Below are 19,681 nucleotides of genomic sequence, written 5' to 3'. Positions count from 1 at the left end.
CGTGGAGTTCTTTCGAAGCCCCGGGCCAATTGCCATGGCGCACCGGGGTTTTACCTCGTTCAGGCTGCCCAAGAACAGCATGGCGGCGTTTCACGAGGCGGTGAAGCTTGGGTTTCGCTACCTCGAGACAGACGTTCGCGCCACCCGCGACGGCGTCGCGGTGATCCTGCATGACCGCCGCCTCCCGCTCGCATCCGGAACCCCGGGTGCGATCGACCAATTATCCTGGCGGCAGGCCAGCGCGGCGGATCTGGGCTCCGGAGAACCGATTCCGACACTCGAAGAACTACTTGTCACATTCCCGGACGCGCGGGTCAATATCGACATCAAGGCAGAGTCGGCCATCGAACCGACCGTCGAGGTCATCGAGCGGTTGAAGGTGCACGACCGGGTGCTGATCGCGTCGTTTTCCGACCGGCGTCGCCAGCGGGCCGTGCGTCTGCTCACCCGGCGGGTCGCCAGTGCGGCGGGTACGGGTGCTTTCATGGCGTTCATGGCGGCCCGGTCGGCGGGCCGGCGGGCGTATGCGCAGCGGCTGCTGCGCGACAGCGACTGCGTGCAGTTGCCGCCGCGGTTAGGTGGCGTGCCGGTGATCACGCCGGCGTTGCTGCGGGCCATGCATGCTTCCGGACGCCAGGTGCACGCCTGGACGATCGACGACCCCGCGGCCATGCATGCGCTGCTCGACATCGGTGTGGACGGCATCATCACCGATCGTGCGGACCTGCTCCGTGAGGTGCTTACCTCACGGGGACAGTGGTAGCGGCGCGGCAGCTGTTGGCTACCGGTTTGCCGACTGGTTAACTGGATACGCGGTCACCGTCCGAGGAGTACTGCCATGGGATGGTTTTCGGCACCCGACTACTGGCTGGGCAGAATGGTGCTCGAGCGGGGCACCGCGGTCATCTACCTGACGGCGTTCGTCGCCGCCGCGCTGCAGTTCCGGGCGCTCATCGGAGAGCAGGGAATGCTGCCGGTGCCGCGATATGTGGCCGAAAGGTCCTTCTGGCAAACACCGAGCCTCTTTCACCTTCGTTATTCCGACCGATTGTTCGCCGCCGCGTGCTGGTTCGGCGCCCTGCTGTCGGCAGCGGTCGTCACCGGTTTGGCCGACTTGGTCCCGTTGTGGGCCGCCATGCTGATGTGGCTCACACTGTGGCTGCTGTATCTGTCGATCGTCAACGTGGGCCAGGTGTGGTACGGATTCGGTTGGGAGTCATTGCTACTCGAAACCGGATTCCTGATGATCTTCCTGGGCAACGCTCGGGTGGCACCGCCGATTCTGACGTTGTGGCTGCTGCGTTGGCTGCTGTTTCGGGTCGAGTTCGGCGCGGGACTGATCAAGATGCGCGGTGACCCGTGCTGGCGCAACCTCACATGCCTGTACTACCACCATGAGACGCAGCCCATGCCGGGGCCGCTGAGCTGGTTCTTCCATCACCTGCCCAAGCCGCTGCACCGGATCGAGGTGGCGGGCAACCACTTTGCGCAACTCGTGGTGCCGTTCGGATTGTTCGCCCCGCAACCGGTCGCCAGCATCGCCGCAGCCGTCATCATCGTCACCCAGCTGTGGTTGGTGTTGTCGGGAAACTTCTCCTGGCTCAACTGGCTGACGATCCTGCTGGCATGCAGCGCCGTCGACCAGGCGTCGCTGGCGGCCGTGCTGCCGGTCCCTGCTCAACCCGCGCTGGCCGGGCCGCCGCTGTGGTTCACCGTCCTGGTGTTCGTGCTCGCCGCGGCGGTGTTGATTCTGAGCTACTGGCCGGCACGCAACATGCTGTCCACCCGGCAGCGGATGAACATGTCCTTCAACCCCTTTCATTTGATCAACACCTACGGCGCATTCGGCAGCATCAGCCGCACCCGCCACGAGGTGGTGATCGAAGGAACCGCCGAAGACGAGATCACCGGCGACACGGTGTGGCAAGAGTACGAATTCAAGGGTAAGCCCGGCTCGGTGCGCAGATTGCCGCGGCAATGGGCGCCCTACCACCTTCGTTTGGACTGGCTGATGTGGTTTGCCGCGATATCTCCGGGCTACGCGCTGCCCTGGATGACACCGTTGCTGACGCGGCTGTTGCGCAACGATCGGCCGACGCTGAAGCTGTTGCGGTGCAACCCGTTTCCGGATGTGCCACCGCGATACGTGCGTGCCCAGATTTATCAGTATCGCTTCACCACTTTTCAGGAGCTGCGGCGCGACCACGCCTGGTGGCATCGCACGCTGGTGGGTAGCTATGTGCGGCCGATGTCGCTCGGGAGAGCCAAATCACCGCCCGGGTGAGGCGCCGAATGACATCATGGCGAATGTGACCATCTGGTTAGTCCCTGCGCCACACCTGTTCCTCCGTCGGTGGACATCCATTGTGCCCATCTATCCGCGACAACGAGGCATCGCGCTGCTCCCCGGCTTGCGACGTCGTCACGGGATTATCGATCCGGTCGACCGATGACATTCGTTGTGTCGCTGCACATCCGGCCACGTCTACGTTGTCGGCGACGTCCCGAACCGCCGATCCAGCGAGGTCCGTTTCCTCCTTGGCGGACAACTGCATATCGGTTGCCCGGCCGTCGCGGGGCAGCTCCGCGGTAGCGTCGGTACTACCAGCCCTGGAGTTTGCGCCATCGGAAATTCCCGCACCAACCGACCGGATAGAGGGGTTATGACCGAACCGACCGTCACCAACGTCACCGAAAACAAGCGTTACGAGATCAGCGCCGACGGCGTGCGGGCCGGGCTGACCGCCTACGTCGACACCGCCGACACCGGCGGTCAGCGCATCTTCTACCACACCGAAGTCGACGACAGGTTCGCCGGTCGGGGCCTGGCAAACAGACTCATCGCCGCGGCGCTGGCAGACACCCGCGCCGCGGGAAAGCGCATCGTGGCGATCTGCCCGTTCGTCGCGGCCTACGTCGACAAACATGACGACTACGACGATATCCTCGACCCGATCACTCCGCAGGCCCATGCGGCGGTGCGCGCTCGGACTTGAGTTCGGCCTTGAGCTCGGCGTAGTTCGTCAGCCGAGCCCGGCGTCGGCAAGCAGCCCCGACAGTCCGTGTTCGCGGCAGCGCGCGACGACCGCGGGTGCCAGGGCCTCGGCGTCGTCGATTTTCCCTGTCGCCCTGAGGGTTTCAACTAGCAGCAGCTGCGCACCCAATGCCGCCCAGGGCCGTCGCGCACCGTCGATTCCGGCCAGCAGCTCGGCGGCACGCCGGCATGCCTGCTCCTGATCGTCTGCCGAGCCGCTCGCCGACAACAGCCGAATAGCGGAGTCCTCGTCGAGTTCGGCGATGATCGTGGCGATGCCGTCGCCCCGGGGCGGCTGATGAATGGTGCGGGGCGCTCGCAACCGGGCCGCGACCTCCTGTGGGATCGGGATACCCAGCCGGATTCGCTCGTTGTTGACGGCCGCCGCCAGCCGCGGCAGCCGCAGCCGCTCCGCCGCCGCCATCCCATCGGTGAGGCGATCGACCGCGGCCCCCCGATCCCGTTGCAGTGCCTTGACTCTTGCACCGGTCACGTATCTGGCGATCATGATGTCGACTCCGGCACCCTCGGACTCCAGCTGGTAGCCCTCGTCCAGCAGACGGGCGGCCTCGGCTAATTCGCCGGTCTGGTAGAGCAATTCGCCGAGAAGGGCGCTGGCGAGCCGTGCCGCGTAGGAGTGCGGTCCCGCCGTCGCGCCCAGCTCGTAGGCCTCCCGGAAATTCCTCAGGGCGCCTTGAATGTCGAGGGTGTACCTGGCCGCGATGCCGCCGAAGCACTGTGCGTACACACCCGCGAAGGGGCCCATCATCTCCTGGTAGGGCTGCGCCCACGCGAGCAGCCGATTAGCGGCGTCGAACTCGAAACGGTGGACCGCGGCGAACGCTGCCAGGCTTCCCGCCACGCCGCCCACCCGCGGATGGAAGCTGTCCGGCCGTGCCAGTGCCTCGGCAACCAGATGATCGATGGCGTCCACCCTATCGGCGAAGACCTCGCCGACTGCGCGCAGCACGTCGGCCTCCACCCGCAGATCTGCCCGCGCCACATCGGTGAGGTCTGCGCGCTCCAGGGCCGTCTCGAATGACTTCAGCGCCGCGGCGGCGGGCGCCAACCGTTGCAGCAGAACGTTGGTCCACGCCAGGGTCAGCTGTAGCCGCGCTCTCGAAACCACTAGTCGCGGCGGCAGTTTCTTGACGATTTCCAGCAGCGTCGTCATCTTCGATTGCTCGAGCAGGTTCGTCTCGTCCTGCTCGACCAGGTCGACCGCCCGCGCGGTGTCGCCGGAGGCCAGCGCGTGGTCGACGGCTTCGTTGAGGTGGTCGTGTTCGGCGAACCAGTCCGCAGCCACGCGATGAAGTTGGTCTACCCGGTCGGGGTGATCACATTCGAGCCGGTGGCGCAGGAATTCGGCGAACAAGTGATGGTAGCGAAACCAGTTCGGGTCCTTGTCGATTCGCTGCAGGAACAGGCCGCGCTGCTCGATGTCCTCCAGCATGGCCTGCCCGCGCGGCACCTCCGCGAGCGCGGACGCCAGCCCACCACAGATGCGCCCGGTGATCGATGTCGCCAGCAAGAAGTCGAGCAGCTCCGGTTCCAGGCTGTCCAGCACGTTCTCGGCGAGGAAATCGCCAATCATCTCGCTCGCACCGGACATCCGGCTCACCAGGCTGCCGGCGTCGGCGCCGCCGCGCAGCGACAACGCCGCCAATTGCAGCGCGGCGACCCATCCGTCGGTCGAGGCGGTCAGTGCCCGCACGTCGCCATCCGGCAGCCGCAGGCCATCGACATCGTTGAGCAGCGATCGCGCCTCCTCGACGTCGAAACGCAAAGCATCACAGTCGATTTCGACGAGTTCGTCGCGTATCCGCATTTTGCTCACCGGCAGCCCGGCACGTGACCAGCCGGTGACGATGACTTGCAGATGATGGCAGCCGCGCTCGAGCAGAAAACCGAGCGCGCCGATCGTCTGGGTATCCGACACCCGGTGCCAGTCGTCGATGACCACCACCAGCCGGTCGTCATTCCGGTGCATCTCGTCGATGAGCGCGGTCAGCACATATCGGGCGGCGTCGTCGCCGTGATCGTCGAGCACCTGCCCCAGCGACGCGGCAAGCGCCGGGCGAACCTGCCGGATCGACTCGAGCAGGTGCGCCAGAAACCACACCACGTTGTTGTCGTCGTCGTCGATGGTCAGCCAGCCCACGCCGACCGGGTCCCGCGAAAGCTCCTGGCGCCACTGGGCCGCCAGCGTGCTCTTGCCGAAACCGGAGGGCGCGTGGATGAGGACCAGCCGTCGCCGCCCGCCCGCCCGCAACACGTCGAGCAGCCGGTTACGGACAACCAGCGATCGGGTCGGAACCGGCGGTCGGTACTTCGTCGTCGGCGTCGGCGGTGTCGGCGTGGCTCCGGTGTCCCGCCGCACCGCCGAGGGAGCCACCAGCGACGTCCGGCGCTCCACGCCCAGGTCGACCGGCAGGGCCATCTCGTCGACGGCGACGCCGCTGGCGCGCTGAACTTCGCGCAGCTCGTCGCCGAACGCCGCCGCACCCGGCGGGCGCGCCGCGGGATCGCGCGCCATCGCCCGTTCGATGACCGCGGCCACGTCAGCCGGCAGTCCGCGCTCCCGCAGATCCGGTACCGGCTGCGACGTGATGCGCAGGAACTGAGCGACGACCTTCTCACCGCTGCGGCGCTCGAACGCGGCGTGCCCGGTCAGCGCGCAAAACAGAGTAGCGCCAAGGGAATACAAATCCGATGCCGGTGTGGGCGCCTTGCCTTCGAGCACTTCGGGCGCGGTGAACGCCGGCGAGCCGGTGATGATCCCGGTGGCGGTCTGGAAGCCGCCGGACATCCTGGCGATGCCGAAGTCGGTCAGCTCCGGTTCGCCGTACTCGGTCAGCAGGATGTTCGCCGGCTTGACGTCACGGTGCAGGATGCCGGCACGATGGGCGGCCTCGAGCGCACCCGCGAGCTTCACGCCGATGCGCAGCGTCTCAACCCAATCCAGCGGCCCGTGTTTACGGATCAGCGATTCCAGCGAATTCTTGGCGTGGTAGGGCATCACGATGAACGGCCGGCCGCTCACCGTGGTGCCGACCTGCAGGATGGTCACGATGTTCGGATGGCCGGACAGCTTGCCCATGGCATGCTGCTCACGCAGGAAGCGCTCGAGGTTCTCCGGGTCCAGGTCGGTGGTCAGCACCTTGACCGCGACCGTGCGGTCCAGCAGCGGCTGAGCGCACCGGTATACGACGCCGAAACCTCCGCGCCCGATCTCGCCGACCTCGTCGAATCCCGCCTCGCGAAGTTCCGCGGGGATGTCGGGAACCAGACCCCGCTGCGTCGGGTGCGAATCGACGTCGACCATCGCCGGTCACTATCCTCCCCAGGGAGCTGTTGAGCTCCGCTGACATTGACACCCTAGCGCCGATTGCGGTCAGCGAAAACGCGCTGCGGGGCCCGCCACGTGCTTGATACGGCAATCCGTGCGCCAGTGCCTGCCGGGGCCGGGCCCGACTGGCTCGGCCGAGTGATGCCGTTTACTGGCAACCGCTCCCCGGTCGCGCTGCCCGAAGTCGAGGCAGACGCCCCACGCGACCGCGGCGGCTGCGGACCGATGATCAGTGCAGCGCGGCCGCCGTGGCCGTAACCACTGCATAAGAGGTAAGCGGTGAACACGATCTCGAGACTTTCGGAATTTCAGGTGACGACGTCGACGACGACGTCAGTTGGGTTGGTGACGATGTCGTACACGGCGGATCGCTTCTGTGACTGGGCGACCAGCGCCCTGATCTCGTCGGCGGTGGCGTCAGCGTCGATCCGGTAGGTCACCTTGATACCGCTGAAACCATTGCGGACGGTGGGATCGGCCCCGAGGATACCGAGAATGTCTTCCCCGGCCTCGACGGTCGCGCGCACCGAGCGTAACTGAATCCCACGCCGCTGGGCGATCGATGCGATGCCGGCGGTCAGGCAGCCGGCGAGCGCTACCAGTACGTATTCGACTGGGGCGGCGCCGTTGTCATGGCCAGCAAACGCCACCGGATGATCGATGTCGTAGGTGAACGGCGTCTTGTGGTGCTGTACCTCCCCCAAGCCATAGAACGTGTCGATGGTGGCTCGACTGTGGGTTCCGTTGACCCAGTGGTGATTTGCGCGCCACTCGAATTGGGCCAATTCCGGTTCCGCGACCAATGTGGTGCGGGCGCCGAGCAGGGCATCGACGTTGACGCCGTTGTCGACGGAAGTGTTCGTGGTGGTCATGGCTTTCCTTTCTGTGCTCCAACCGGTTTGATCTTGAGGTTGGCCTTTTCTCATGATTTGCAACGACTCCCGCCTGCAATTCCGCCGCGGATGAGAGTCGGTGCCGCTCGGTCATGCATATGATGGTGCTGGCGCCGATAATGTGCGCGCATGAGGCATCTGCCCCAAGTTCTGCAGAGCTGCAAGGTGTTTGGAAGACTGCCTAGCCAGGAAGCGCCGACCGACGCTACAGTGTGCCGTCCAACTGTCCAAGCCGGTCCGTCAGGCGCAGGTTCTCGGAGTAGTCGACGGGGCAGGAGATCAGCGAGACACCGTCGTCGGCGAGCGCGGCCTTGAGTGTCGGCAGCAATTCCTCGGCGCTGGTGACGCGATACCCCTTGGCGCCAAAGCTTTGCGCGTAGCTCACCACATCAGGGTTTCCGAACTTGACGTAATAGTGTTCGCCGAGTTCGAGGTCCATCTTCCACTCGATGAGCCCGTAACCGCCGTCCTCCCAGATCAGCACCACCAGCGGTATCCGCTCCCGGACGGCGGTCTCGATTTCCTGCGAGTTCATCAGAAACGCGCCGTCGCCGACGACGGCCAGCACCTTGGCCTCCGGCCGGGCCAGCCGGACACCGATGGCTCCCGGAAGGGCAAAACCCATGGTGGACAGGCCATTTGATATCAGGCAGGTGTTGCGCCGGTAGGTCGGGTACAGCCGGGCCATCCACATCTTGGTGGCCCCGGTGTCGACCAGTACCACGTCGTTGCGCCCGAGCGCCGATCGGGTGTCGGCAACCACCCGTTGCGGCGCCAGGGGAAAACGCGAATCCTGTTGTCCCCGAGCGAATTCCTCTTCGAGCAAGCCCGAACCGGGTACGTCGGTGCCGCAGTCGAAGCGGTGCCCGGACAGCGCGTCCGTCAACGCATCCAGGGACGCGCTGATGTCGCCGATGATCCCGACGTCGACCGGATAGTGCGCGTCGACTTCGGCCGGGAAGCGGTGGATGTGAATGATCTTCTTGTCGGCGCCCGGATTGATCTGGACGGGGTCGAATTCCTGCAGCTCGTAACCGACGGCGATCACCACGTCGGCGTCGTCGAACCCGAAGTTGACGTAGTCGTGCCGCATGAACCCCATGGTGCCGATGCTGTTGGGGTGGTCGTCGGGCATCACGCCCTTGCCGTGGAAGGTGTTGGCCACCGGCACGCCGAGCCCGTCAGAGAAGCGGACCAGCGCCGCGGTCGCGTCGCCCCGGGCGGCGCCGTGCCCGGCCAGCACGACGGGCCGGCGCGCCGCGCGCAGGATCTCGACGGCGCGGGCCACCTGACCGGCCGCCGGCGCTTCGGCGCGCACCACATTGCGCGGTAGCGGGGCCAGGCCGCAATAGTCGGCTGCGTCGGTATCCAGATGCTCGGGCACCGCTAGGTACACCGCCGCCGGGCGTTCGGTCTCGGCGACCTTGAACGCCTTGCGGAACATCTCCGGTATGGCGCGCGCGGTGGGGACGCCGGCGGCCCAGCGGGTGATCGGGGCGAACATCGACACCAGGTCGACGTACTGGTGCGACTCCTTGAACTGCCGGTCGTGGCCCACCTGCGCGGAGATCGCGACCATCGGGGTGCTGTTGGTGGTCGCGTCGGCGACACCGAGTTGCATGTTGATCGCGCCCGGGCCCAGCGTCGTCGACACCACCGCCGCCCGGCCCGTGACCCGGCCGTACATCTCGGCCATGAACGCCGCCGCCTGCTCGTGCCGGGTCAGCACATAGCGGATGTCCGATGCGGCCAACGCCTGTACGAAACGGATGTTCTCCTCGCCCGGTATCCCGAAGACGACGGAAACCCCCTCGCTTTCCAGGCACTTCACCATGAGCTGGGCAGCGGTAGTCACACTGGCCACCATAGTGGCAGGCTGGGCGGGGAACCTTCCGCTAGACCACCAGCAGAGGATGTCACCGTGCCCATCGCCACGATCAACCCCGCCACCGGAGAGACCGTCAAGACCTTCACACCGGCGACCCGCGAAGAAGTCGACGCCGCGATCGCGCGCGCCTATGAGCGGTTCACCGACTACCGCCACACCAGCTACGCGCAGCGCGCCCAATGGGCCAACGCCACCGCCGACCTGCTCGAGGCCGAGGCCGACCAGACCGCGGCGGTGATGACGCTCGAGATGGGCAAGACACTGGCCTCGGCGAAGGCCGAGGTGCTTAAGTGCGCCAAGGGATTTCGCTACTACGCCGAGAACACCGAAGCACTGCTCGCCGACGAGCCGATCGACGCGGCGAAGGTCGGGGCCGCCAGGGCCTACACCCGCTACCAGCCGCTGGGGGTGGTGCTGGCCGTGATGCCGTGGAACTTCCCGCTGTGGCAGGCGGTCCGGTTCGCCGCGCCCGCCCTGATGGCCGGCAACGTGGGTCTGTTGAAGCACGCGTCGAACGTGCCGCAGTGCGCGTTGTATCTCGCCGACGTCATCGCCCGGGGCGGATTCCCCGACGGCTGCTTCCAGACGTTGCTGGTCCCGTCCAGCGCGGTGGAACACATCCTGCGGGATTCGCGGGTGGCCGCGGCCACGTTGACCGGCAGCGAACCCGCGGGCCAGTCGGTGGGCGCGATCGCCGGCGACGAGATCAAACCGACCGTGCTCGAGCTCGGCGGCAGCGACCCGTTCATCGTGATGCCGTCGGCCGACCTGGACGAGGCGGTCAAGACGGCCGTCACCGCCCGGGTGCAGAACAACGGCCAATCCTGCATCGCCGCAAAGCGGTTCATCGCGCACGCCGACATCTACGACGCCTTCGTCGACAAGTTCGTCGAGCGGATGTCCGCTTTGCGGGTCGGTGACCCGACCGACCCGGACACCGACGTGGGTCCGCTGGCCACCGAGTCGGGCCGCGACGAGATCGCCAAACAGGTCGACGACGCCGCGGCGGCCGGCGCGGTGATCCGCTGCGGCGGTAAGTCCCCGGACCGACCGGGCTGGTTCTATCCCCCGACGGTGATCACCGACATCACCAAGGACATGGCGCTCTACACCGAGGAGGTCTTCGGGCCCGTCGCCTCGGTGTACCGGGCCACCGACATCGACGAGGCGATCGAGATCGCCAACGCCACGACGTTCGGGCTGGGGTCCAACGCCTGGACCCGAGACGAGGCCGAGCAACAGCGCTTCGTCGACGAGATCGAGGCCGGGCAGGTCTTCATCAACGGCATGACGGTGTCCTACCCGGAATTGCCGTTCGGCGGGATCAAGCGGTCCGGCTACGGTCGGGAACTTTCCGGCCACGGGATCCGCGAGTTCTGCAACGCCAAAGCCGTCTGGGTCGGCTGACCTTCCGCTGGGCGAGCAGCCGCAGAATCGCATCAGCACCGCGATATTTGTGCGATTCTGCGGCTGCTCGCGGGCGGCTCGCGGGCTGCTCGCGGGCGGCTCGCGGGGGCTAGGCCGAAGCTGCGGCCAGGGCCCGCTGGTCCTCCTCGGCGAAGGTGTCCTCGAGCTGCACCGGCGTGTAGTCGAGGTCGATTTCGCCGACCGGGCGGCCGCGGGCGCTGCTGATCGTCCCGAAGCGCCGCATGCCCTTGTCGCTTGAGTAGGTCATGAACTCCTCCACCGACAGGTTGAAGGGCATCGGGTCGCCATAGAGGGCGAAGCCGTCTTGGGTGAGTTGCAATGCCAACGGGATGAGCTCGTTCATCCGCTCCTCGAACACCGTCCAGTTGGCATCGTTCGCGGCGACGTGGCGACGGCAGGTGAAGGTGCCCCACGCCATGTGGCGGCGCTCGTCGTCGCTGATGTGCCGTACCAGCCGCTGCATGCCGGGAAGGATGCCGCGCTCCACACAGATCTTGTGCCAGGCGTAGTAACCGGTGAGCGCGAGCATGCCCTCGACGATGTGGTTATAGGTCACCGATGCCCGGACCTGGGCGGCCGGCGACGGATCGGTGGACAACGCGCTCAGGCATTCCGGCAGCTCGTCGTAGAAGATCTGGCGGTAGGACGGCAGGTCCTCGAGATAGCCATGCAGGTCCCCGGTGACGCCGACGGAGTCCAGCCACATGCGAAACACCTGGGTGTGCTTGGCCTCCTCGAACGCGAACTGGGTCAGATACATCTCGTCGGCGAGGCGCCCCTCGGCCCGCATAGCGGCCATGAACGGCTGAATGTCCTCGGTCACCGCTTCCTCACCGGCGACGAACTGGGCGCACAGCCGGATGGCATAGTCACGTTCGGTGTCGGTCAGCCGATCCCAGTCCTCGCGCTCGCGGGAGAAGTCGATATCGGCCGGATCCCAGAATTTGGCGTTGCCGCCGGCGAACAACTTCAACGGCAGGCTGTTCCAGTTGAGGCCGCCGGCGGCCAGCGAGCCTGATCCTGTCCGTGTCATGTGACCTCCTGAATGTCCGAGGCGTGTTCCGGGCAGAGTTTTGGGGAGAAGGCCGCCGCCAGCACGGCGACCAGCCGGCGCACGGCCAGCGCCGGCTGCTCGGGCGTGGGTTCGTCGAGCCCCAGCACCGGGTCCAGGCCGCGCATGTAGGGCGCCAGCGCCAAGTGCGGAAAAATCAGCAGCAGCAGGGACAACAACACGTCGATGTCGGCATCGGCGCGCAGGTCACCACGGTTGTGCGCATCGCGCACCAACGGCCGCAGCACTTCCAGGTAATGACGATGGATGACGCTGCGCACGCTGATGCGGGCGTCGGTGTCGACCTCCAGCGTCGCCGCGGCATGAAGGGCACGTTCGTGGGGATGCTCGGCGTAGTAGGCGACCCAGCCGTCGAGCAGGTCGGTGAGAAATTCGAAGAACGGCCGGCTGGGATCGAGCTCGCGGATGAGGTTCTCCATGTGGGTGCGCACCCGCTGGCTGCCGATGTCGGCGATGAACGCGTAGAGGTCCCGCTTGTCGGCAAAGTACTGGAACAGGCTTCCCTTGGCGACCCGCGCGCGCCGTGCGATGACGTTCAGGCTGCCGTTGGAAAATCCGTGCGCCCCGAACTCGTCCTCGGCGGCCTCGACGATGGCCGCCCGGCGAGCCGGGTCGACGCGCGCCCATGTCACCGTCGGCATACGCCTCCTCGCATCGATGACCACTGGTCATTCTAGTGTGAGGTGCGTCATAGTCAAGCGCGCCGAGTCCGGCTCAGCACGACCCGCCGTCTCAGCGGGATGTGGGCAAGCGCCTGGCCCCCAGCGACGCGTCCGCTACTCAGGGGCGCATCTCGTACGCGCCGTTGAGCGGTAGCACGTGTTCCTTCCAAATCCGGTCGTAGCGCGCCGGGTCATGGACGGGACGGCGGATCATCCGCATGGCGAACCGCGCCTGCTCGTCCGTGGTGGCCGCTTTGTCGTTGAGCTCAACGGCATAGCTGTTGAAGTCGCGGACCAGCAAGCCGAAGATCTCGTCGATCAGCGCCTCGTCCACACCCGATAGCGGGGCCTCCTCCAGGATGAGCTGGCCGTAGGGCACCGTCGCAAAAAGCTGTCCCACCCCGAATGCGAAGTCGATGTCCTTTTGCTGGACGGCATCCGGGGTGGCCGACGCCAGCATCTCGGCGAGCACGTCGACCTGCTCGCGCAGCAGCGCGACATTGGGTAGATGGGCATAGCTGTCGAAGGACGCCCGCCAATTGTGGAAGCGCACCTTGCCCAGGCCGCCGGTCGGGCCCTGGTTGAACAGGAAGGTGTCGTCGGCGGCGTCATCGCGGCGCGAGATCAGCGGCAGCGCGGCGTCGGGAGCGAACAGGTAGTTGGGCATGAACTTGGCGAGCAGCCCGATGTTGATGTGGACGGTGCCCTCCAGCCGCGGCAGCAACCCGATTTCGCGGGCCACGGTCTCGAAGAACGTGTCCTTCTCCACGCCCTTGGCCGCGATGACGTCCCACAGGGCGATGATGACGCGCTCGCCTTCGCTGGTGACTTTGGCCTTGGTCAGCGGGCTGTACAGCAGGTAGCGACGATCGTCCGCCGAGGCGCTGCGCATGTAATCGCTGGCCCGGGTGGCCACCAGGCGCATCGCGACCAGCCGCGCGTAGGCGTCGGTCAGCAGCCGGCGCACGTGACTGAAGTCGGTGACGACGGTGCCGTACAGGTGGCGGTTGGCGGCATGGGTGATCGCCTCGTACATGGCGTGGGTGCACATGCCGACGGCACCCCAGCCCAGGTTGTACTTGCACACGTTGACGGTGTTGAGCGCGGCGTGGAAGGCGCCCATCCCGCGGTGCAGCAGGTCGGCCTCGGTGACCGGATAATCACGCAGCGCGTAGTTCGCCACGTAGTTCTGCGAGTTGACCACATTCTTCTTGCACTCGTACCGGTCGTGCTGCGAGTCGGCGGCGAAGAAGACGTATTCGTCCGGGTTACCCGAGGACCCCGCGATCTTGCCGAAGGTGGAGACCATCCGGGCGACGTTGGCGTTGCCGATGTAGTACTTCTCGCCGTTGGCGACCCAGCCGTGTTCTGACGGCGTCAGGATCATGTCGGTCTGGTAGACGTCGGCGCCGTGGGACTGCTCCGACAACCCGAAGGCGAACACCTCGCCCTGTTCCAGCTGGGCGGCGGCCTTGCGCTTGGCGTCCTCGTTGTCGCTCATCCAGATCGGGCCCAGGCCCAGCGCCGTCACCTGGAACGGGTACCAGTAGCTCAGCCCGTAGAAACCGACGATCTCGGCGAACTCGCTGATCCGGTAGGTGTCCCAGCGACAGTCCTCAGCGCCGTATTCGGACGGGGTCAGCAGCGAAGCGAAGATCCGTTCCCGCCCGATGTGGTCCAGAAAGTCGGAGTACCACACCCGCTCGCGCTCGTCGTGCTTGAGGCGCGCCTTCCCCCGGGACTCGAAGAAGTCCACGGTGGCCTGCATGATCTCCGCCGAACGCTGGTCGGGATATTTGCGTTGCAGGCGGTTGGGGTTGAGCAGCATGAGGGTGGCTCCCGGGCGATTCGAATGTGTTCGGAAATGGACGGGGGTAGACGGTACTGCAATACCAACGTCGTTGGTGCAGGTGCCGGCAAATAGGCACTGTCGGCTGACCGGCGCGGCGACTTAGCATCAGCTACGTGTCAGAACTCAATACCGCCCGCGGGCCGATCGATACCGCTGATCTCGGCGTCACGCTCATGCACGAGCACGTGTTCATCATGACCACCGAAGTCGCCCAGAACTATCCCGAAGCCTGGGGCGACGAGGACCGGCGGGTGGCAGATGCGGTCGCCCGGCTCAACGAGTTGAAGTCGCGCGGGGTGGACACCATCGTCGACCTGACGGTGATCGGCCTGGGCCGCTATGTTCCGCGCATCGCCCGGGTGGCCGCGCAGACCGAGCTGAACATCGTCGTCGCCACCGGCCTGTACACCTACAACGACGTGCCGTTCTGTTTCCACTATCTCGGGCCGGGCACGCAGCTCGACGGCCCGGAGACCATGACCGACCTGTTCGTCCGCGACATCGAGCAGGGTATCGCCGACACCGGTATCAAGGCCGGCATTCTCAAATGCGCCACCGATGAACCCGGCATCACCCCCGGAGTCGAGCGGGTGTTGCGCGCCGTCGCGCAGGCGCACAAGCGCACCGGGGTGCCGATTTCCACCCACACCCACGCCGGGTTGCGCCGCGGGCTGGAGCAGCAGCGCATCTTCGAAGAGGAGGGCGTCGACCTGAGCCGGGTGGTCATCGGACACTCCGGCGACAGCACCGACGTCGGCTACCTGGAAGAGCTCATCGCCGCCGGCTCCTACCTGGGGATGGACCGGTTCGGCCTCGACGTCATCCTGCCGTTCGAGGAGCGGGTGGCCATCGTGGCGCAGATGTGCGAGCGCGGGCACGCCGACAAGATGGTGCTCTCGCATGACGCGACCTGCTACTTCGACGCGCTGCCGGAAGCGCTGCTGCCGGTCGCCGCGCCCAACTGGCATTACCTGCACATCCACAACGACGTGATCCCCGCGCTGAAGCAGCGCGGCGTCACCGACGAGCAGCTGCACACCATGCTCGTCGACAATCCGCGCCGCATTTTCGAGCGGCAGGGCGGCTACGACTAGCGCTACGACTAGCCCTACGACTGGCCCTACGGCGCGATCGCGTCCGCTTCCCGGTCGACGTCCTGCGGCCCGATGTGCTTGGCACGTTTCTCCCAGCGGCGCAACGCTTCCCGACACGGCGACTCGACCAGCGCGTAGCTCACCGCCGCGATGGCGAAACCGAAGACCAGCGTCAACACCAGCACCGCCGGCAGCTGGCCGGTGAACGGAAAGATGCCGAGCACCGGAAAAACCATGTCCAGGGCGGCCAGGTGCCAGATGAACAAGCCATAGGACCAGCGCCCCAGCGTGACCATGGCAGTACTGCCGAGCAGCCGGTGCGACGTGTCGGGCCGGTCCAGCACCAGGGGCGCGACCAACGTCAACGCCACCAGCGCGCCCATTGCGGTCTTGACCGCGAATTGGGTCGACGTGCCCTGGACCAAGCCCGCCGGACCCGCCAGTGGTGACGCCGCCACCAGATAGGACAGCACCGCCACCACGGCCATGGATATTCGGCGGCGCGCCAGCCAGTGCGGCAACCCGACCGGGCTGTGGACCCACTCGGCCAGCAGCATTCCCGCGGCGAACCACGAGAAGAACGCCGGTGGCCAGTTCAGCGGGTTGAGCCCGGAATCAGTGTGCACCGGCAGCCACGCCCAGGACCAACTGACCACCCCGAGCGCGCCGATCGCCGGCACCCGCGCGCCGACCGGTATCCGGCGGGCCAACAAGGCGAGCACGGGTAGCGCCAGGTAGAAGGCGACCTCGACGGACAAGCTCCACATTTGCGTCAGGCCGCCGGTCAGGGTGAGCGGCACATAGATCTGGGTGAGCGTCAGGTTGGCCAGCCACACCGTCGGGCTGGCGTGATCGGCGTCGGGCAGCAGGGACAGGATCGCGACCACGGCCACCACGTAGGCCGGCATGATGCGGACCGCCCGCGATCGCAGATAGTGACCCGTACGCGGGCGTGGTCCGGCGTCTCGCGCCGCGGCCGCGTGGCCGCGCCACAGCAGGAATCCCGACAGCGCGAAAAACACCGCCACGGCCAGATCGAACCGGCCGAACAGCCGGCCGGCGACACCACTCGAATGCCCGGTCTGGAACGCGGCATGGGTGACGACCACGCCCATGGCCGCGCACGCGCGCATACCCTCGACGGCGGGCAGGAAGCTGCGCGACCCGCCCACCTGCTGGCTATCGGTCACCACCACAGTGTGCCCGTGTGCCGAGGCGGGAATGGGGTACACCGGGTACACCGGCGAAGTGGGGACAGGCACGCAGTCCGGGGCAATGCGTTCTGCTGTTAGGGTCAAACGGGTTTTGCCTCGCTGCATGGTCAGGTCGGAGCGGATCGCAACTGACGAGTCCATGGTCTGAGAAGGAGGTCACGGCAACGTGAACCGAGCAGTCATGTTGCGGATGGCCGCATTAGGGACGATCGGGCTCGGAGCCGCTCTGTTGATGGCCGCGCTGCTGCTGTCCACCTACACCAGCAGCAGGATCGCCAAGATCCCGCTGGATATCGATGCCACGCTGATCAGGCAGGGCACCGGATCGGCGCTCGACTCGGCATCTTTGTCCGGTGATCACGTCGTGGTCAACCAGAACGTGCCACTGGTGTCCCAACAGCAGGTCACCGTCGAATCGCCGGCCAACGCCGACGTGGTCACCCTGCAGGTCGGCACCTCGGTGCGGCGTACCGACAAGCAGAAGGACACCGGTCTGCTGCTGGCGATCGTCGACACCGTCACCCTCAACCGCAAGACGGCGATGGCCGTCTCCGACGACACCCACACCGGCGGCGCGGTCCAGAAGCCGCGCGGTCTCAACGACGAAAGCCCGCCGACCGCCATCCCGCTGCGCCACGAAGGGCTGGCCTACCGTTTCCCGTTTCACACCGAGAAGAAGTCCTACCCCTACTTCGATCCGATCGCGCAGAAGGCGTTCGACGCCAACTACGACAGCCAAGAGGACGTCAACGGCTTAGCCACCTACCGCTTCACGCAGAACGTTGGCTACGGCTCCGACGGGAAGTTGGTGGCACCGATCAAGTACCCGTCGCTGTATGCCGGCGACGAGGACGGCAAGATCACCACCACCGCGGCGATGTGGGGTGTCCCCGGCGAACCGGGCGAGCAGATCACGATGAACCGCTACTACGCCGCGCAGCGAACCTTCTGGGTGGACCCGGTGACCGGCACCATCGTCAAGGAAACCGAACGCGCCTATCACTACTACGCCCGCGAGGCGATGAAGCCCGAGGTGACGCTGGCCGATTACAAGGTCACCTCCACCGAAGAGACCGTCGAATCCCAGGTCAACACCGCACGCGACGAGCGCGACCGGCTGGCGCTGTGGTCGCGGGTGTTGCCGATCACCTTCACTGCCGTCGGCTTGATCGCGCTGGTCGGTGGTGGCCTGCTCGCGTCCTTCAGCCTGCGCACCGAAAGCGCCCTGACCGAGCCCGGCCTCGACCGCGACGACACCGACTACTTCCGGCGCGCCGGGCTGGAGGAACCAGTGCCCGGAGCCGAAGCCGAGACCGAGAAACTGCCTACCCAGCGGCCCGAATTACCGGCTGATCCGGCCGCATCCACGTCGGAATCGCCCCCGCCCCCGCCGGTGTCCTCGACCGAACCGCCACCCGATCCCGGGCCGTCTGAACCTCCGCCCGCGGAACGGACTTAAACGCGCCGACGTGCGCTGGTTGCGACCGGGCTATGCGTTGGCTCTGGCGCTGCTGGTGCTGCTGCCGCTACTGCGACCCGGATATCTGCTCTTGCGCGACGCGGTGTCCACCCCGCGGTCGTACCTGTCCGACACCGCTCTCGGGTTGACCGCGGCGCCCCGGGCGACGCCGCAGGATTTTGCGGTGGCGCTGGCGTCGCAACTGGTCGACGGCGGCATCGTGGTGAAGGCATTGTTGGTCCTGGGTCTCTGGTTCGCGGGCTGGGGTGCGGCCCACCTGGTGGCGACGGTGCTGCCGACGGCCGGAGCCGGTGGCCAATTCGTCGCGATCACGATCGCTATTTGGAATCCCTATGTCGCTGAACGACTCTTGCAGGGGCATTGGAGCCTGCTACTCGGCTATGGCTGCCTGCCGTGGGTTGCCACGGCAATGCTGGGGTTGCGCTTGGACGGGTCCGGTCTTTTCGCCCTGGCGTTCTGGATCGCGCTGGCCGGGCTGACCCCGACCGGGCTGCTGCTCGCCGCGACGGTCGCCCTGACCTGTGTAGCTGCGCCCGGTGCCGGCCGGCCCCGTTGGCTTTGCGCCGCAACGGGATTGGGGTTTTCGGTGGTCGGCGCGCTGCCGTGGCTGACGGCGTCGGCCCTGGGTTCGTCGTTGGCCAGCCACACCGCGGCGATCGAGCTGGGCGTCGGCGCGTTCGCGGCGCGTGCCGAACCGGGCCTGGGCACGCTCGCCAGCCTGGCCAGCCTCGGCGGAATGTGGAATGGTGAGGCCGTACCTGGTTCGCGCACAACGCTTTTCGCGGTGGCGTCGGCCGCGGTGCTGCTCACCGTGGTAGCGGTCGGACTTCCCGTGGCGCTGCGCCGGGCGACAGCGGCGCCGCTGCTGGTGCTGGCGGCGGTATCGGTGCTGGTGCCGGCGGGATTGGCCACCGGCCCGGGGCTGCAGGTGCTGACCGCGGTGGTTGACGCGGTACCCGGGCTGGGTGTGCTGCGGGACGGGCAGAAGTGGGTGGCGCTGGCGGTGCCGGGGTACGCGGTGTGCGGCGCTGGGGCGGTGGTGACGCTGGCACGTTGGTGGCGGCCTGCCGTGGCGGGGTCGGTCTGCTGTGTGGCACTGGTCTTGGCGTTGCCGGACCTGGCGTGGGGCATGTGGGGCAGGGTCACACCCGTGCACTACCCGTCGGGGTGGGCGGCCGTCGCGGCGGCGATCAACCGTGAGCCGGCGCCCGTGGTGGTCTTGCCCGCCGGCACCATGCGGCGCTTTTCCTGGTCGGGTCCGGCTCCGGTGCTCGATCCGCTGCCGCGCTGGGTTTGCGCCGATGTGCTGACGACGGGTGATCTGGTCATTTCCGGGTTGACGGTTCCCGGGGACGGCGCTCACGCCCGGGCGGTGCAGGAGTTGCTCCTGGCCGGGCCCGACCCCTCGGCGTTGGCCCGGGCCGGGGTCGGGTGGGTGGTCGTCGAATCTGACAGCGCCGGCGACATGGGTGCGGCCGCGCGCACTCTCGACCGGCTGACACAGACGTATCGTGACGGCGAATTGGCTCTTTACCGGGTTGGCGGCCAGGCAGACGGTGTCACTGCTGCGCGCCTGCGAGCGACAATGGTCGCGCATTGGGTATGGGTCTGTCTGCTGCTGGTGGGCGGGGCGGGCATGGCCGGCTGCTGGGTGCGCCGCCAGTTGACCAGAGGCTAACCAGAGGCGAAGAGAGGCCGCTGATCGCAACGGATTA

General features: G+C 66.8%; 14 protein-coding genes. 7 read left to right on the top strand and 7 right to left on the bottom strand.

Features of this window, described 5'->3' with window-relative positions; all coding sequences use genetic code 11:
• The first annotated feature begins 1 nt into the window (after position 1).
• From BST40_RS11915 to BST40_RS11900, 3 genes are all read left to right on the top strand, one after another.
• Positions 2 to 763 carry a glycerophosphodiester phosphodiesterase family protein gene (locus tag BST40_RS11915; protein ID WP_183154952.1) on the top strand — a complete coding sequence of 254 codons (762 nt, stop codon included), beginning with the start codon at positions 2 to 4 and terminating at the stop codon, positions 761 to 763.
• A 75-nt stretch (positions 764 to 838) separates the two neighbouring features.
• Entirely contained in the window at positions 839 to 2,284 is a 1,446-nt protein-coding gene (locus BST40_RS11910; RefSeq protein ID WP_075546667.1) for a lipase maturation factor family protein, read from the top strand.
• Positions 2,285 to 2,663: 379 nt separating this feature from the next.
• The gene (locus BST40_RS11900) at positions 2,664 to 2,996 is read left to right on the top strand and encodes a GNAT family N-acetyltransferase (protein WP_075546665.1); all 333 of its coding nucleotides are present in this window, start codon (positions 2,664 to 2,666) and stop codon (positions 2,994 to 2,996) included.
• A gap of 27 nt (positions 2,997 to 3,023) precedes the next feature.
• Here BST40_RS11900 and BST40_RS11895 read toward each other — a convergent pair whose 3' ends face one another.
• The 3 genes from BST40_RS11895 to BST40_RS11885 form a co-directional block, all read right to left on the bottom strand.
• Complete coding sequence (locus tag BST40_RS11895) at positions 3,024 to 6,359, bottom strand: serine/threonine-protein kinase (protein WP_075546664.1); 3,336 nt, start codon at positions 6,357 to 6,359, stop codon at positions 3,024 to 3,026.
• Between the two features lie 332 nt (positions 6,360 to 6,691).
• Positions 6,692 to 7,255: an OsmC family protein gene (locus BST40_RS11890; protein WP_083154344.1), complete on the bottom strand. Its 564-nt coding sequence runs from the start codon at positions 7,253 to 7,255 to the stop codon at positions 6,692 to 6,694.
• A 226-nt stretch (positions 7,256 to 7,481) separates the two neighbouring features.
• Positions 7,482 to 9,143 (bottom strand): acetolactate synthase large subunit, encoded by a 1,662-nt coding sequence (locus BST40_RS11885; RefSeq protein ID WP_255245965.1) that lies wholly within the window; start codon positions 9,141 to 9,143, stop codon positions 7,482 to 7,484.
• 54 nt (positions 9,144 to 9,197) lie between these two features.
• Here BST40_RS11885 and BST40_RS11880 point away from each other — a divergent pair, with 54 nt between their 5' ends.
• Positions 9,198 to 10,571, top strand: coding sequence for an NADP-dependent succinic semialdehyde dehydrogenase (locus BST40_RS11880; protein WP_075546662.1), 1,374 nt, complete (start codon positions 9,198 to 9,200; stop codon positions 10,569 to 10,571).
• A 109-nt stretch (positions 10,572 to 10,680) separates the two neighbouring features.
• Here the strand turns inward: BST40_RS11880 and BST40_RS11875 are convergent, their stop codons facing one another.
• The 3 genes from BST40_RS11875 to BST40_RS11865 all read right to left on the bottom strand — a co-directional run bounded on the left by BST40_RS11875 (position 10,681) and on the right by BST40_RS11865 (position 14,154).
• A complete protein-coding gene (locus BST40_RS11875; protein ID WP_083154342.1) occupies positions 10,681 to 11,625 on the bottom strand; it encodes a R2-like ligand-binding oxidase in 945 nt (314 codons plus the stop codon).
• Entirely contained in the window at positions 11,622 to 12,305 is a 684-nt protein-coding gene (locus BST40_RS11870) for a TetR/AcrR family transcriptional regulator (protein ID WP_075546661.1), read from the bottom strand. Before BST40_RS11870 ends, BST40_RS11875 begins: the two co-directional genes overlap by 4 nt.
• A gap of 139 nt (positions 12,306 to 12,444) precedes the next feature.
• Positions 12,445 to 14,154, bottom strand: coding sequence for an acyl-CoA dehydrogenase family protein (locus tag BST40_RS11865; protein ID WP_075546660.1), 1,710 nt, complete (start codon positions 14,152 to 14,154; stop codon positions 12,445 to 12,447).
• Between the two features lie 137 nt (positions 14,155 to 14,291).
• Here BST40_RS11865 and BST40_RS11860 point away from each other — a divergent pair, with 137 nt between their 5' ends.
• Positions 14,292 to 15,272, top strand: coding sequence for a phosphotriesterase family protein (locus BST40_RS11860; RefSeq protein ID WP_075546659.1), 981 nt, complete (start codon positions 14,292 to 14,294; stop codon positions 15,270 to 15,272).
• A gap of 26 nt (positions 15,273 to 15,298) precedes the next feature.
• Here the strand turns inward: BST40_RS11860 and BST40_RS11855 are convergent, their stop codons facing one another.
• Positions 15,299 to 16,468 carry an acyltransferase family protein gene (locus tag BST40_RS11855; RefSeq protein WP_083154350.1) on the bottom strand — a complete coding sequence of 390 codons (1,170 nt, stop codon included), beginning with the start codon at positions 16,466 to 16,468 and terminating at the stop codon, positions 15,299 to 15,301.
• A gap of 184 nt (positions 16,469 to 16,652) precedes the next feature.
• On the opposite strand from BST40_RS11855, the gene pgfA reads away from it, so the two are divergent.
• The gene (gene pgfA / locus BST40_RS11850) at positions 16,653 to 17,945 is read left to right on the top strand and encodes a cell envelope lipid trafficking protein PgfA (protein ID WP_075546658.1); all 1,293 of its coding nucleotides are present in this window, start codon (positions 16,653 to 16,655) and stop codon (positions 17,943 to 17,945) included.
• Positions 17,946 to 17,955: 10 nt separating this feature from the next.
• On the top strand, positions 17,956 to 19,644 hold the full coding sequence (locus tag BST40_RS11845) for an MmpA family trehalose lipid delivery protein (protein ID WP_083154340.1): 1,689 nt from the start codon (positions 17,956 to 17,958) through the stop codon (positions 19,642 to 19,644).
• The last annotated feature ends 37 nt before the right edge of the window (positions 19,645 to 19,681 follow it).

Source organism: Mycobacterium persicum, from assembly GCF_002086675.1.
In the GTDB taxonomy this organism is placed as follows: Bacteria; Actinomycetota; Actinomycetes; order Mycobacteriales; family Mycobacteriaceae; genus Mycobacterium; species Mycobacterium persicum.
This window is presented reverse-complemented; position numbering and strand designations above follow the sequence as displayed.

Bases quoted from the DNA above. Each gene is read 5' to 3' on its own strand.
- BST40_RS11885 (WP_255245965.1), bottom strand. From the start codon at position 9,143: ATGGTGGCCAGTGTGACTACCGCTGCCCAGCTCATGGTGAAGTGCCTG.
- BST40_RS11890 (WP_083154344.1), bottom strand. From the start codon at position 7,255: ATGACCACCACGAACACTTCCGTCGACAACGGCGTCAACGTCGATGCC.
- BST40_RS11910 (WP_075546667.1), top strand. From the start codon at position 839: ATGGGATGGTTTTCGGCACCCGACTACTGGCTGGGCAGAATGGTGCTC.
- BST40_RS11900 (WP_075546665.1), top strand. From the start codon at position 2,664: ATGACCGAACCGACCGTCACCAACGTCACCGAAAACAAGCGTTACGAG.
- BST40_RS11875 (WP_083154342.1), bottom strand. From the start codon at position 11,625: ATGACACGGACAGGATCAGGCTCGCTGGCCGCCGGCGGCCTCAACTGG.
- BST40_RS11895 (WP_075546664.1), bottom strand. From the start codon at position 6,359: ATGGTCGACGTCGATTCGCACCCGACGCAGCGGGGTCTGGTTCCCGAC.
- BST40_RS11870 (WP_075546661.1), bottom strand. From the start codon at position 12,305: ATGCCGACGGTGACATGGGCGCGCGTCGACCCGGCTCGCCGGGCGGCC.
- BST40_RS11865 (WP_075546660.1), bottom strand. From the start codon at position 14,154: ATGCTGCTCAACCCCAACCGCCTGCAACGCAAATATCCCGACCAGCGT.